Source organism: Clostridium pacaense (genome assembly GCF_020709765.2).
In the GTDB taxonomy this organism is placed as follows: Bacteria; Bacillota; Clostridia; order Lachnospirales; family Lachnospiraceae; genus Enterocloster; species Enterocloster hominis.
In genome coordinates, this window is the sequence record NZ_JAJFEB020000001.1 from 1 (window position 1) to 14296 (window position 14296).

Consider the following 14296-nt stretch of genomic DNA (forward strand, 5'->3'; position numbering starts at 1 on the left):
TACCTATCTGGGGTTCATATGCATTGCTTCAATCTTAATTTGGTTAAAATGACTAAGGATATATAATTTTCAAACACGCTCTAGGGCCTGATATAAGCATATCCCTGGGACTGCCGCGTCACAAGTTCCATGACTCCGGCAGGAACCGTGACAACAAAGGACTGTAGGTCCTCTTCTGTGAGATGGCTGGCCCTCATGGCATTCCTGCATGCGGCGAAGGTGACGCCTTCCCGGTGCAGGGATGCCATCTTTGCGGTAAGGCTTTGGTCCGATTCATTGCCGTTTCCCAAAATGGAGGAAGCGTACTTCTGCACGGCTTCGCCGTTGGCCAGGACCTCCACGGTCATGTGCCCGGATTCCGAAGCAGCAAGAAGGTTTTCCACGTTTCCTAAGAGCATCTGCCACCTGGCATTCTCATCAATATGGAAGATTACTTTATATTCCATCTTCATTACCTCCTTCTGATTTCATTCTTTTTCATTTTCATATCCATATGTAACATATTCCATCATCTGGTCCGTGGTCTCATCGTTGCGGATGAAATTCATCAGGATGCGGTATAATTTGCCGATGCGTTCATCCGCAGGCTCGCCGCCTATATCGGTATCTAACTGGGCCCGCATATCAAAGAGCGTGTCCTTCCTGGCAGGCATATCCAGTTTCATGGCTTTTGCAATGGTGCCGATGGCGCAGTATGCTTCCAGGGGGGAGGTTATGGGCGCAGGCGGTTCAAAACGTGCTTTGATGTCCAGGGCCATTTTAATTATATAAGACATGTTCTAACACCTCGATTGATTGGTATTCCTTATCATACCACAAAAACGGATGTTTGTGTATAGTTCCTTTCACACCTGTTCCCGATGCCGGTATTCCTGCCTGCGTGTTAAAATTGTGTAAAAATTCCCCCGGAATACGCGGGTTTGTCAAAACACAATTGCTGGAACCATCTGCTTATGTTATACTGAATCTTGAGTCCGGGTGTATGACCTGGAAAAATGACGGTATACTTTAAACATAGGAGCAGAATACATGAAAAACCCAAGATTCAAAAATTATATTTACTGGGGGACAACGGCCCTGGCAGTGATTGCCCTCAGTGTGGCATTTGGATTTTTCCTGTCCCGGTTCGAACTGGTGTCCGGTGCGCTTGGAAAGATTGCATCTATCTTAATGCCCATCATATATGGGGCGGTGCTGGCATATCTGATGCTGCCCATCTACAATAAAACCAGGGCATACACAACCCTGAAGCTCAGCAAGGCAATCAAGGACCAGTCCATTGTGGACCGTCTTGCCAAGGCGGCCGGAACCCTGGTCAGCCTGGTTGTGCTGGTTGCCATTGTGGCAGGCCTGTTCCGGATGATCATTCCGGAGATTTACAACAGTATCATCCGGCTGCAGGAGAGCATTGGCGAGTACATCAACAACCTTACCATGTGGATGAACAAGATGTTTGAGGATAACCAGGATTTTGAAAAGTTTGTCATGCCCTATTATGAGCAGGGGGTATCTGAATTCCAGAAGTGGCTGACTGAAAAGCTGGTTCCCAACATGTCCATGATCATAGGACAGCTGTCCACCGGGCTTTTAAGTGTGGTTACCGTGGTTAAGAACATACTTATTGGCGTGATTGTCATGGTGTATTTCCTGAATATCAAGGATACCCTGGCAGCCCAGTCCAAGAAGATTGTATACAGCATACTCAAGCTTAAGGATGCCAACCGCCTTGTGAGCGAGGTGCGTTTTGCCCACGGCATATTCGGCGGATTCATCACGGGGAAGCTGCTGGATTCCCTGATCATCGGAATCATGTGCTTTTTTGCCCTGCAGTTCATGGATATGCCCTATGTGCTGCTTATCAGTGTAATCATCGGCGTGACCAATGTCATACCGTTTTTCGGTCCCTTCATCGGCGCGGTTCCAAGCGCCTTCCTGATCTTGATGATCAGCCCCATGAAGTGCCTGTATTTCCTCATATTCATCCTGATATTACAGCAGTTTGACGGTAATATCCTGGGCCCGAAAATCCTGGGGGATTCCACGGGCCTGCCCAGCTTCTGGGTCCTGTTTTCCATCCTGCTCTTCGGGGGGCTTCTCGGCTTTGTGGGAATGATCATCGGCGTGCCTGCATTTGCAGTCATATACAGGCTGGTATCCACCTATGTGAGCAATAACCTGAAAAAGAAGGATCTGTCCCCGCGGACAGAGGATTATATGGAACTGGACCATATCGATGAGGAAGAGAAGATATACGTTGACCGGGACGGGGCTGAGTAACAGCCGGACCGTCCGTGTCAGGTGCGGACTATCCTGAGGGCCTGCCCTCCTGCCATGGGGGCAGGCTCTTTTTGACGGGGAGGAGGAAAAACATATGAGCGACCTTGAGACAAGATATCTGGAGCGGCTGTCCGAGCTGTATCCTACCATTGCGGCTGCTTCCACGGAGGTAATCAACCTGGAGGCAATACTGAACCTTCCAAAGGGCACGGAACATTTCCTGACGGATATCCATGGGGAGTACGAGGCATTTTCCCATGTATTGAAAAATGGTTCCGGCGCAGTACGGCGCAAGGTCAACGATGTGTTCGGCAACACATTGAGCAGCCAGGACAAGCAGACCCTTGCGACCCTTATCTATTATCCAAGGGAGAAAATGGACCAGATTTTAAAGCAGGTACATAACAGGGAGGACTGGTACAAGATTACCCTGTACCGTCTGATTGAGGTGAGCAAGCGGGCGGCCAGCAAGTATACCCGCTCCAAAGTGCGCAAGGCCCTGCCGCCGGAGTTTGCCTATGTGATTGAGGAGCTGATTACGGAAAAGGTGGATGTGAGGGATAAGGAATCGTATTACAGCGCCATTGTCGCAACCATCATACGGGTGGGAAGGGCAAAGGAATTCATTGTGGCGCTCAGCGAACTGATCCAGCGGCTGATCGTGGACCATCTCCACATCCTGGGGGATATCTATGACAGGGGGCCTGGCCCGCATATCATCATGGATAAACTGATGTCCTACCACTCCCTGGATATCCAGTGGGGAAACCATGATGTGCTCTGGATGGGCGCCGCTGCGGGCCAGAAGGGGTGTATTGCCAATGTGATCCGTATCTGCGCAAGATACGGCAACCTGGATATCCTGGAGGAAGGCTATGGGATCAACCTGCTGCCCCTGGCCACATTTTCCCTGGACATGTACGGGGATGACCCCTGCGCCTGTTTTGCGCTTAAAGGAACCAATACATGCAGCCCCAGCGAGACGGAACTGAACATGAAGATGCACAAGGCCATCTCCATCATCCAGTTCAAGGTGGAGGGACAATTGGCAAAAGAGCATCCCGGATTCCAACTGGAAAACAGGAACCTGCTTCACCTGGTGGATTGCAAAACCGGCAGTATCTGCATCAACGGTGCGGTATATGAAATGCTGGACAGCCATTTCCCCACCGTGGATCCTCAGGACCCTTACCGTCTGACGCCGGAGGAAGCGCTTATCATGGAACGTCTTGTCAATGCCTTCAGGAACTGTGAAAAACTGCAGCAGCACATGCGTTTCCTGCTGGCCAAGGGAAGCCTGTACAAGGTATATAACGGAAACCTTCTCTATCATGGATGTATTCCGCTGAACGAGGACGGAAGTTTCAGGGAAGTGGAGATATATGGAAGGAAATGCAAGGGGAAAGCGCTTTATGAGTGTCTTGACAGCTATGTGCGGCAGGCCTTTGTGGCCATTGACTGCGAGGAAAGGAAAAAGGGCCGGGATATCTGCTGGTATATCTGGCTCCATGAAAATTCCCCTTTGTTTGGAAAGGATAAAATGGCTACCTTTGAGCGGTATTTCCTGGCGGACAAGGAGACACACAGGGAGAAGAAGAATCCTTATTACAGCCTGCTGGAGGAGGAAGATACGGCGCGGGGGATCCTCAGGGAATTCGGCCTGTCCGAGGAGGACGGGCATATCATCAACGGACATGTGCCGGTTAAGTCGAAGAATGGGGAAAATCCGGTCAAATGCAACGGCAAGGTCCTGGTCATTGACGGAGGATTCTCAAAGGCGTATCAGAAAGAAACAGGGATTGCAGGCTATACGCTGATTTATAATTCCTATGGACTGATCCTGGCCGCCCATGAACCCTTTGAGTCAACGGAGGCAGCCATTGAGAAGGAGAGCGATATCCATTCGGAGAGTATCATCATCAAGCGTGTCTCCAACCGTAAGCTTGTGGGCGATACGGATATCGGATGCCGGCTTAGGGCGAAAATCGTGGATTTGGAAATGCTCCTGGAGGCGTACCACACAGGCCGGATTGTTGAAAAATTCCCTGTCAGGGGAATCTGATATCCACCAGATCCGTCATTCCCAGGGCAGGGGACAGTTTAAGGAATGATATGAATGAATCTTAATGTGATGCTACAGCTTTTCTGCTGTGGCAATCACAATAAGTTGACTTTGTTTCTCCTTTGTGGTATAGTAAAACAACATGATGCACGTGCATCACAAGTCAAGGGCGACATGATGTATTAAAGTCACCCTTATTTTAATTGTAAGAGGAGGAAATATTCATGAAAAAAATCATGGCATTATCAATGGCAGCAGTTATGGCCCTTTCAATGGCGGGATGCGGCTCCAAACCAGCGGCAGATACCGCTGCCGCGACCGAGGCGTCTGCAGACACCACGGCTGCGCAGGCAGAGGATACCACGGCTGCTGAATCAGAGGCGGCTGCATCAGCATCTGGCAAGAAGTATGTGATCAACACAGATACCACCTTCGCACCGTTTGAGTTTGAGAATGATAAGGGCGAGATGGTGGGAATCGACCTGGATATCCTGAAGGCGGTTGCCGAGGACCAGGGCTTTGAGTATGAAGTCATCCCGGTTGGTTTTTCCGCAGCAGTAACAGCTCTGGAGGCCGGTGAGTGCGACGGTGTCATCGCAGGTATGTCCATTACCGACGAGAGGGCTGCAAAGTATGACTTTTCCGAGCCTTACTATGATTCAGGTGTTGGAATGGCGGTGCTTCAGGGTTCCGATATCACGTCCTATGACCAGTTAAAGGGGCAGAACGTTGCTGCTAAGATCGGTACGGAGGGCTGCACCTTTGCCGAATCCATCGCAGACCAGTATGGTTTTGAGGTAACCCAGTTTGAGAGTTCTTCCGATATGTACCAGGCAGTGCTTGGCGGGGAGGCAGTTGCCTGCTTTGAGGATTATCCTGTTATCGGATATGAGATTTCCAGAGGACTTGGACTGACCCTTCCCACACCTATGGAGAAAGGTTCCTCCTATGGGTTTGCAACCCTTAAGGGCGCCAATCCTGAACTGGTTGAGATGTTCAACAAGGGACTGGAGAACATCAAGGCCAGCGGCAAATACGATGAAATCTTAAGTACCTACATCGCGAAATAATTGATGGGATCATGTCTGCCGCCGCCAGGCGGCAGGAGGACGCCGGTTTCTGTCAGGGCACGCCGCTTACGACGTGTCCTGGAAGCAGGGGCCGGCGCCTGAATGTGCGGAAAGGTTATGGATAAATTTAAAGCAGTTATTCAGAAAGCCGGGCTTAAGTGCTTTAAATTTGGCTATAACAATCCGGTGCGGGATGGGGATTGGTTTACAGGATTCCCGTGGCCGGAGCCTGCAGACAGCAGATTAAAAAAAGAAAAGGATGATAGTATGCAGATTATTAACGTTTTAACCCAGTATTACCCGTCATTTTTCAAAGCGCTTGGCGTTACGCTGCAGATGACGGTTATTTCGCTTTTTTTTGCCACGATTCTTGGCGTCATCTTCGGATTGTTCAAGGTATCTGACTTTAAGGCGCTGAAATTCATTGCCAATATTTACATTGACATCATAAGGGGGACGCCGCTGCTGGTACAGGTCTTCATCATGTACTATGGCGTGGGAAGCATGCTGCGCCCGTATGGGTTCCAGTGGAACATGATAGGAGGGGCATTCTCGGCAGGCTGCGTGACCCTGAGCCTGAATGCCGGCGCCTACATGGCGGAAATAATCAGAGGCGGTATTGAAGCCGTGGACAAAGGACAGATGGAGGCGGCCAGAAGCCTTGGCCTTTCCTATGGCAAGGCCATGCGCAAGGTAATCCTGCCCCAGGCGTTCCGTACCATGCTGCCCACAATCATCAACCAGTTCATCATTTCCTTAAAGGACACATCCTTAATATCGGTCATTGGACCAAGGGAGCTGACGCAGAACAGTAAGATCATAGCTGCCAACGCATCCTCCATGGTCATGCCTATATACCTGTCGGTGGCCATATTCTACCTGGTCATCTGCACCATCCTGTCCAGGGTGGCAAAATATGTGGAGAGGAGAGTGTCCTATGGAAAATAAGATTTCTGTAAAGCAGCTGAAGAAGAATTTTGGTGACCTGGAAGTCTTAAAGGACATCAGCATTGAGATAAGGGAAGGGGAGGTCGTGTGCATGATAGGGCCTTCCGGTTCCGGTAAAAGTACGTTCTTAAGGTGTTTAAACCGGCTTGAGAAAATAACGTCCGGGGAAGTGGTGGTGGATGGACACCCCATATCCGACCCCAATACCAATATCAATAAGGTGCGTGAGAACATCGGTATGGTGTTCCAGCATTTCAACCTGTTTCCCCATCTGACGGTCCGCGACAACATAACGCTGGCGCCTACCCAGCTGAAGCTTATGAACAAGGCTGAGGCGGATAAAAAGGCGCTGGAGCTTTTGGGACGGGTGGGACTGTCGGACAAGGCGGATGTGTACCCGGGCCAGTTGTCCGGCGGACAGAAGCAGCGTGTGGCGATTGCCCGCTCCCTGGCCATGAACCCGGATATCATGCTGTTTGATGAACCCACCTCCGCCCTGGACCCTGAGATGGTTGGTGAGGTACTGGAGGTCATGAAGCAGCTGGCGGCGGATGGAATGACCATGGTTGTGGTGACCCATGAGATGGGATTTGCCAGGGAAGTGGCCGACCGTGTGATTTTCATGGATGACGGTTATATTGTGGAGCAGGGCACGCCGGAGGAAGTGTTCGGTAACCCCAGGGAAGAGCGTACCAGGAGTTTCCTGAATAAGGTATTATAGAAGACAGGAACCGGATTAGGTCTGGGAACAGAAGATGTGGACAGGTCTGGACGGGTTTGGAGCAGGATAAACTGGCTCCGGACCTGTTCCGGACAATTAGAAAATAAGAAAAATTTAGGAAAATTAGGAAAATTTAAAAATATACTTGAAATACTAGAAATATATGGTATAATATCCTTGTTGCGCAGATGTAGTTCATCGGTAGAACACCAGCTTCCCAAGCTGGGGAGGCGGGTTCGATTCCCGTCATCTGCTTAAAGGGTCTGAGAACAGACCTGAATGCAAAATAGCTTTCCGATATGGAAAGCTATTTTTGCGTTTATGCCCGGAAAGCGGGAACCATCATCGGCCCATATATCATTTATGGCATAGGATGATTGTATGTTGGCATAGGGCTGTTCGGAAGAGGATAGCCCTGGGGAGGACATTCATACTGGGAAGGACATCCATACTGGGAAGGACAGCCATACCAAGGTGACCATCCGTACTGGGCAGGGCAGCCGGAGTGGGCAGGACAGCCGCACCGGAGAGTGCAGCCATATTGAGCCGGACAGCCGCACCGGAGGGTGCACCCATACTGAGCCGGACAGCCGTGCCAGGAAGTGCAGCCACACCAGGGAGTACAGCCACACCATGGAGTACAGTTGCATTGAGCAGGGCAGCAGTACCGGGAAGGGCGGCAACCGGACGGATAACAGCAGGGATGACAGCAGTGACAGCAGCAGGGCGGGACCGGCGGAGGGACCGGTGGATTAAAGGGCTCCCACACGGCATAAAGGGTTACATCTGTTGCAGGCATCAGGAACGTATCCCCGTCCTGGTATACAGGCCCGGAACCGTCCGGGTCCATGGACCAGCCGGCAAACACATAACCGGATCTGGAGAGATTTCCTGTATTCCCAAGGACAATCACGGTATCGCCCGCCTCATAGGCTTCCGGTCCGGCCGGGATTGTGCCGCTTTCAGCCCCGTTTCCATCATACACCACCGTGTAGGGGACGGGAGGGACGGCTTCCCACAGCGCGTATAGGACCACATTGTTTTCAGGCATCAGGAAGGTGTCCCCTCCCTGATAGACGGTTCCGCTTCCATCGGGAGTGAAGGTCCAGCCAATGAACCTGTATCCCGCGCGCACCAGGTTCCCTGTGTTGCCCAGAACCGTCACAAGGCTGCCTGCATAATAGGGATTGCCGGGATCCATGGGAATACTGCCTCCGGTAGCGCCGTTCCCATCATATGTTACGGTATATTCGGGAAGGGGAGCGGCTGTCAGTTCCACCGGAATATGGATTGTGTGGGTGCTCTCAGAATCCAAAGACACAATCCCGCTGTCCATAGGACCCTGGCGGAAGGCTGTCAGTATGCCGGAACCGCTTAAAACTGCATGGATACCCTGGCCGTCAGGAGAACTGGCAACTGCACCGGATCCAGAGGTGATGTTCCAGGTGTAGTTCCTGTAATCTGTAATGTTTTTTCCTGTTTCATATGGAATCTGGTATGCTTCGTCGAAATATTCCGTCCTGGAATAATTCTCTATGATACGGGAATCCACAGCCGTTATGCTCCCTGCGGCTATGATGGCGCCGTAGCTGCCCTGGGAATCGGCGCCGTAGGCATAGGTATAGCCGTCCGCCGTGCTGCTTCGGGCTGTCAGGCTGCCTCCGGTATAGATACCGCAGCGGCTGCCTTCACCGCGTATCTGGCTGTTTACGGCAGCCAGCCCCTCATTTTCCACATAAATCCCATAACTGCCGGCGGTGGGGCTGCCTGTGGCGGTAAGGGTTCCGTCCGTGACGCGGACCGGGCCGGAGGAAATGCTGCGCAGGCCGTAGATACCGCCGGACGCAGTGAGGGTCCCGCCGTTGATTTCATATCCATAAACCATGATGATACCGGCATATGCGCCGGACTGGGCCGATGCGGTAACATCTGCCAGGGGTCCCACGGCAATGCTGGCCTTATCGCCCTGGATCCCATGGGATATGTTCAGCCCGCCGCCAGTGCCTGAGAGGGAACCGTCCACAACCGCCGGGCCGCCAAGATAGACCCCCACCGCAGCGATGCCGCTGACAGAACTTCCGGCTGAGACCGACATGGCGGTGGTCATGGCGTGTCCGGCATCGCAGAAAACGCCATAGGTACTGTAAGAGTCCATGGCCCCTTCACCGGAAATCCGGCTGTTTTCCGTGACCACGATATTACCTCCGCAGTAAACCCCGTATTTGGAGGCGCCGAGAATGGAAGTATTCATTCCTGTGGTTTTTCCGTAGATGGAACTGCCTCCGGTTACAGTGAGGGTATTGGAGAGTCCTGCGCAGTAGATGCCGTCATTCAGGCCCACGGCTTCAACGGATGCGCCGCCGCTGACCGTGAGGCTGCCGTAGGAGCGGATACCGCTGGCGCGGCTTAGGACAGGCGTATCCTGGTTATCTGTCTGTATGGTTCCGGGGCCTGTGATTTCCAGGCTGCCGTTAGGGATTGAAATCATTTTTGCACGGACCGGCTGTGTGTTCTGAAGCCGGATGGACACGGCGCTGACGGAAGGGGCGGTAATCAGGGTATCCGGCCCAATGGTGTCGGAAGAGACGGTGCTGCCGCCGTCCAGCGAATAGTATCCTCCGTCGTAGATGATCAGGGAATTACCGATGGTTAAGTTTCCCTGGATGGGATTGGCATAAGGCATGTTGCTCATGGTTTTACCTCCTTTTACCCTAAGGTATGTCCGTGGATGGACATTGGTGAAAATGGGTCTGTTATCGGCACCGGCGCGGGTATGCGCCGCCTTCAAAAACCGGATGGAGAAAAATTCTCCGCCCAAAACTTGCCAAAACAAACTAAATATGTTTTAATACTATAAGATGAAACGTACGTATGTACTTATTGGATATGGAGGATTGCAATGGCAAAGGAACAGTATAATGCGGACAGTATTACGGTATTGGAAGGATTGGAAGCAGTACGTAAGCGTCCGGGCATGTATATAGGAGGTGTTGGCTCAAAGGGCTTGAACCATCTGATTTATGAAATCGTGGATAACGCGGTGGACGAGCATCTGGCCGGTTACTGCAGCAGTGTCTGGGTAACACTGGAGGCAGATGGTTCCTGCACGGTGCGGGATAATGGGCGGGGCATCCCGGTGGGGATGCACAAAAAGGGGCTTTCAGCTGCCAGGATTGTACTTTCCACCCTGCATGCAGGCGGTAAATTCGATAATGACGCTTATAAGACCAGCGGAGGACTTCACGGTGTGGGCTCCTCCGTAGTTAATGCCCTGTCAGAGCACATGGACGTAAAGGTGTACAGGGACGGTTATATCTACCATGACGAATACGAAAAGGGAAAGCCCATCATCAAACTTGAGAATGGGCTGCTTCCCGTTGTGGGCAAGACCAGGGAGACAGGCACCCGGATTAATTTCCTTCCGGACGGGGATATTTTTGAGAAGACCAGGTTCAAGGCCGAATGGCTGAAAAGCCGCCTTCATGAGACTGCCTACCTGAATCCCATGCTGACCATCTGCTATGAGAATAAGCGGGCGGGCGAGAATGAGAAGATCACCTACCATGAGCCGGAGGGCATCATTGCCTATGTAAAGGAACTGAATACGGGCAAGGCTGCGGTACATGACCCCATTTATTTTAAGGGCACGGTGGACAGGATTGAGGTGGAAGCGGCCATCCAGTTTGTGGATACCTTTGAGGAGAATATCCTGGGCTTCTGCAACAACATCTTCACACAGGAAGGCGGTACCCATCTGGCTGGGTTTAAGACCAAGTTCACCGCATTAATCAACAGCTATGCCAGGGAGCTTGGGATATTAAAAGAAAAAGATACCAACTTTACGGGAGCGGACACCCGCAACGGCATGACGGCAGTGGTGGCAATCAAGCACCCGGACCCCATATTCGAGGGACAGACAAAGACCAAGATGGCCAGTGCGGACGCTACCAAGGCCGTGTTCACCGTAACAGGGGACGAACTGCAGCTGTATTTTGACCGCAACGTGGAAGTCCTTAAGGGCGTGATTGCCTGTGCGGAAAAGTCTGCCAGGATACGCCGCGCCGAGGAAAAGGCCAAGACCAACATGCTGACCAAATCCAAGTTCTCATTTGACAGCAACGGCAAGCTGGCCAACTGTGAGAGCAGGGACGCGGATAAATGCGAGATTTTCATCGTAGAGGGAGATTCTGCCGGAGGTTCTGCAAAAACAGCCAGGAACCGCCGGTATCAGGCCATCCTGCCCATCAGGGGAAAAATCCTCAACGTGGAAAAAGCCTCCATGGATAAGGTGCTTGCCAATGCGGAAATCAAGACCATGATCAATACCTTCGGCTGCGGGTTCTCAGAGGGCTATGGCAATGACTTTGACATCACGAAGCTGCGTTACAATAAAATCATACTGATGACGGATGCCGATGTGGATGGAAGCCATATTGACACCCTTCTCCTTACATTTTTATACAGGTTCATGCCGGAACTGATTTATGACGGTCATGTATATATTGCCATGCCGCCCCTGTTCAAGGTGATTCCCAAGCGTGGCGAGGAGCAGTACCTGTATGACGAGAAAGAACTGGAACGCTACCGCAAGACCCACACCGGGGATTTCACCCTCCAGCGGTACAAGGGTCTTGGTGAAATGGACGCGGAGCAGCTGTGGGAAACCACCCTGGACCCGGAACGCCGGGTATTGAAGCGGGTGGAGATTGAGGACGCCAGGATGGCTTCTGAGATAACGGAGATGCTCATGGGAAGCGAAGTGGCTCCCCGCCGTACCTTCATCTACGAGCACGCGGACGAGGCGGAGATTGATGCGTAAAGCATTCCAAGCGCATAGGACAAGGAGAAGACAATAACATGGCTGAAAAGATAATAAGGACAGAATATAGCGAGGAAATGCAGAAGAGCTACATGAATTACTCCATGAGCGTCATTACTGCAAGGGCCATACCGGATGCCAGGGATGGATTAAAGCCGGTACAGCGCCGGGTCCTCTACGATATGAGCGAGCTGCGCCTGGACCACGATAAGCCCCACAGGAAGTCGGCGCGTATCGTGGGCGATACCATGGGTAAATATCATCCCCACGGCGACAGCTCCATTTACGAGACACTGGTTGTCATGAGCCAGGAGTTCAAAAAGGGAATGGCATTGGTGGACGGACACGGTAACTTCGGTTCCATTGAAGGGGACGGGGCTGCTGCCATGAGGTACACGGAGGCGCGTCTGGAGAAATTTGCCCAGGAAGTGTATCTGAAGGACCTGGATAAGACCGTGAACTTCATACCCAACTACGATGAGACGGAAAAGGAGCCGGAGGTCCTTCCGGTCAGGGTGCCCAACCTTCTGATTAACGGGGCGGAAGGCATCGCGGTGGGCATGAGCACCAGCATCCCGCCCCATAACCTGGGGGAGGTGGTGGATGCGGTCAGGGCGTACATCGATGACCCGGATATTTCCACGGAACAGCTCATGGAATACATGCCCGGGCCGGACTTCCCAACAGGCGGGATCATTGCCAATAAAAGCGAGCTTCCGGTCATCTATGAGACCGGGGCAGGAAAAATCAAGCTGCGCGGTAAGTTCGAGGTGGAGCTTGGAAAGCGAAAGGCGGATAAGGACAAGCTTGTCATCACCGAGATTCCCTATACCATGATAGGGGCCGGGATCAATAAGTTCCTGGTGGACATCGCAGACCTTGTGGAGAGCAAGAAGCTGACCGACGTGGTGGATATCTCCAACCAGTCCAACAAGGAAGGCATCCGCATCGTGCTGGAGCTGCGCAAGGACGCGGACATTGAAAAGATTAAGAACATCCTTTATAAGAAGACTAAGTTTGAGGATACCTTCGGGGTCAACATGCTGGCCATTGCAGGCGGGCGTCCGGAGACACTGAGCCTCAAGGGAATCCTGCGCAATTTCCTGGATTTCCAGTATGAGAACACGGAGCGCAAGTACAATGTCCTGCTTCAGAAGGAGATGGATAAGAAGGAAGTGCAGGAGGGCCTGATTACGGCATGCGACTGCATTGACCTGATCATTGCCATCCTCAGGGGTTCCAAGAACCTGAAGGATGCCAAGGCATGCCTGACAACCGGCGATGTGTCCAACATCCGGTTTAAGGTGCAGGGATTTGAGGAGGATGCGAAGAAACTGCATTTCACGGAGCGCCAGGCTTCCGCCATCCTGGAGATGCGGCTCTACAAGTTAATCGGCCTGGAGATCCTGGCCCTGGAGAAGGAACACAAAGAAACCTTAAGGAAGATTGCTGGATATAAGAAGATCCTTGGCAGCAGGGGAGAGATGAACCGGGTCATCAAGGATGACCTGGCCGCCATCAAGGAGGAATTCTCCGTTCCAAGGCGCACCCTTATTGAGGATGGCCCGGAAGCCGTGTACGATGAGAGCGCGGTCCAGGTCCAGGAAGTGGTCTTTGTCCTTGACCGGTTCGGATACTGCAAACTCCTTGACAAGTCCACCTATGAGAGGAACCAGGAAACCGTTGATACGGAACAGGTCCATGTAGTCCGCTGCCTGAACACGGACAAGATCTGCCTGTTTGCCGCCAGCGGAAACCTGTATCAGATTAAGGTCATGGATGTGCCTGCCGGCAAGCTGAGGGACAAGGGCGTGCCCATTGAGAATCTGAGCAAGTATGACGGCGCCAAGGACTCCATTGTCTATCTTACATGCGCCCAGGATTTAAAGGGCGCCACCCTTGTGTTTGCAACTAAGATGGCCATGGTGAAACAGGTCCCGGCAGAAGAGTTTGAAACCAATAACCGGATGGTTGCGGCCACCAAGCTGCAGGAGGGCGACCAGGTCATATCCATCCTCCCGGTGGAGGGACAGGAGGAAGTGGTGCTGCAGACCACAAGCGGCGTGTTCCTGCGGTTCCCGCTGGAGGAGATATCCGTCTTAAAGAAGGCGTCCAGGGGCGTGAGGGGCATTAAGCTGGCCAAGAATGAGGAACTGGAGAAATTATACCTGATTGGGGATAACCCTGTCATTGATTATAAGGGCAAGGAAGTCCACATGAACCGGCTGAAGCTGGCCAAGAGGGATGGAAAAGGGAGTAAGGTGCGCCTGTAAGTATTTTCCCACAACATGTATTGGCCTGTCCGCATACAAATGGCAGGACGTGTCCGCGTGCAGGATACAAATGTGCGCAAAAGACGAATTTCCTGTTGCATTTTTACTGGATTTGGTATAGGATAG

The 14296-nt window shown here is 52.1% G+C and carries 10 protein-coding genes and 1 tRNA gene; 8 read left to right on the forward strand and 3 right to left on the reverse strand.

Translation table 11 applies throughout. The features are described from left to right. Nucleotides 1-80: 80 nt before the first annotated feature. Nucleotides 81-446, reverse strand: coding sequence for a DsrE family protein (locus LK536_RS29660; RefSeq protein WP_008716177.1), 366 nt, complete (start codon nt 444-446; stop codon nt 81-83). Between the two features lie 21 nt (nt 447-467). Next, nucleotides 468-776, reverse strand: coding sequence for a DUF3837 family protein (locus tag LK536_RS29665; RefSeq protein ID WP_008716175.1), 309 nt, complete (start codon nt 774-776; stop codon nt 468-470). 253 nt (nt 777-1029) lie between these two features. Here LK536_RS29665 and LK536_RS29670 point away from each other — a divergent pair, with 253 nt between their 5' ends. From LK536_RS29670 to LK536_RS29695, 6 genes are all read left to right on the forward strand, one after another. Continuing rightward, complete coding sequence (locus LK536_RS29670; RefSeq protein WP_120055964.1) at nt 1030-2277, forward strand: AI-2E family transporter; 1248 nt, start codon at nt 1030-1032, stop codon at nt 2275-2277. Nucleotides 2278-2371: 94 nt separating this feature from the next. Further along, nucleotides 2372-4339 (forward strand): fructose-1,6-bisphosphatase, encoded by a 1968-nt coding sequence (locus tag LK536_RS29675; protein ID WP_227794779.1) that lies wholly within the window; start codon nt 2372-2374, stop codon nt 4337-4339. A 224-nt stretch (nt 4340-4563) separates the two neighbouring features. Then, nucleotides 4564-5409, forward strand: coding sequence for a transporter substrate-binding domain-containing protein (locus LK536_RS29680; protein WP_120055968.1), 846 nt, complete (start codon nt 4564-4566; stop codon nt 5407-5409). Nucleotides 5410-5526: 117 nt separating this feature from the next. After that, nucleotides 5527-6357 carry an amino acid ABC transporter permease gene (locus LK536_RS29685; RefSeq protein WP_331472068.1) on the forward strand — a complete coding sequence of 277 codons (831 nt, stop codon included), beginning with the start codon at nt 5527-5529 and terminating at the stop codon, nt 6355-6357. Next, nucleotides 6347-7078, forward strand: a complete 732-nt coding sequence (locus LK536_RS29690; RefSeq protein ID WP_008716170.1) for an amino acid ABC transporter ATP-binding protein — start codon at nt 6347-6349, stop codon at nt 7076-7078. The genes LK536_RS29685 and LK536_RS29690 overlap by 11 nt, the downstream gene beginning before the upstream one ends. A gap of 184 nt (nt 7079-7262) precedes the next feature. After that, nucleotides 7263-7333 (forward strand) — tRNA-Gly (locus LK536_RS29695). Between the two features lie 106 nt (nt 7334-7439). On the opposite strand, the gene LK536_RS29700 is transcribed toward LK536_RS29695, so the two are convergent. Then, nucleotides 7440-9770, reverse strand: coding sequence for an InlB B-repeat-containing protein (locus LK536_RS29700; RefSeq protein WP_227794780.1), 2331 nt, complete (start codon nt 9768-9770; stop codon nt 7440-7442). Between the two features lie 207 nt (nt 9771-9977). Between LK536_RS29700 and LK536_RS29705 the strand changes: the two genes are divergently transcribed. Together LK536_RS29705 and LK536_RS29710 are read left to right on the forward strand one after the other, a co-directional pair. Continuing rightward, complete coding sequence (locus LK536_RS29705) at nt 9978-11897, forward strand: DNA gyrase/topoisomerase IV subunit B (protein WP_008716168.1); 1920 nt, start codon at nt 9978-9980, stop codon at nt 11895-11897. 38 nt (nt 11898-11935) lie between these two features. Then, nucleotides 11936-14170, forward strand: coding sequence for a DNA gyrase/topoisomerase IV subunit A (locus tag LK536_RS29710; protein WP_120055972.1), 2235 nt, complete (start codon nt 11936-11938; stop codon nt 14168-14170). The last annotated feature ends 126 nt before the right edge of the window (nt 14171-14296 follow it).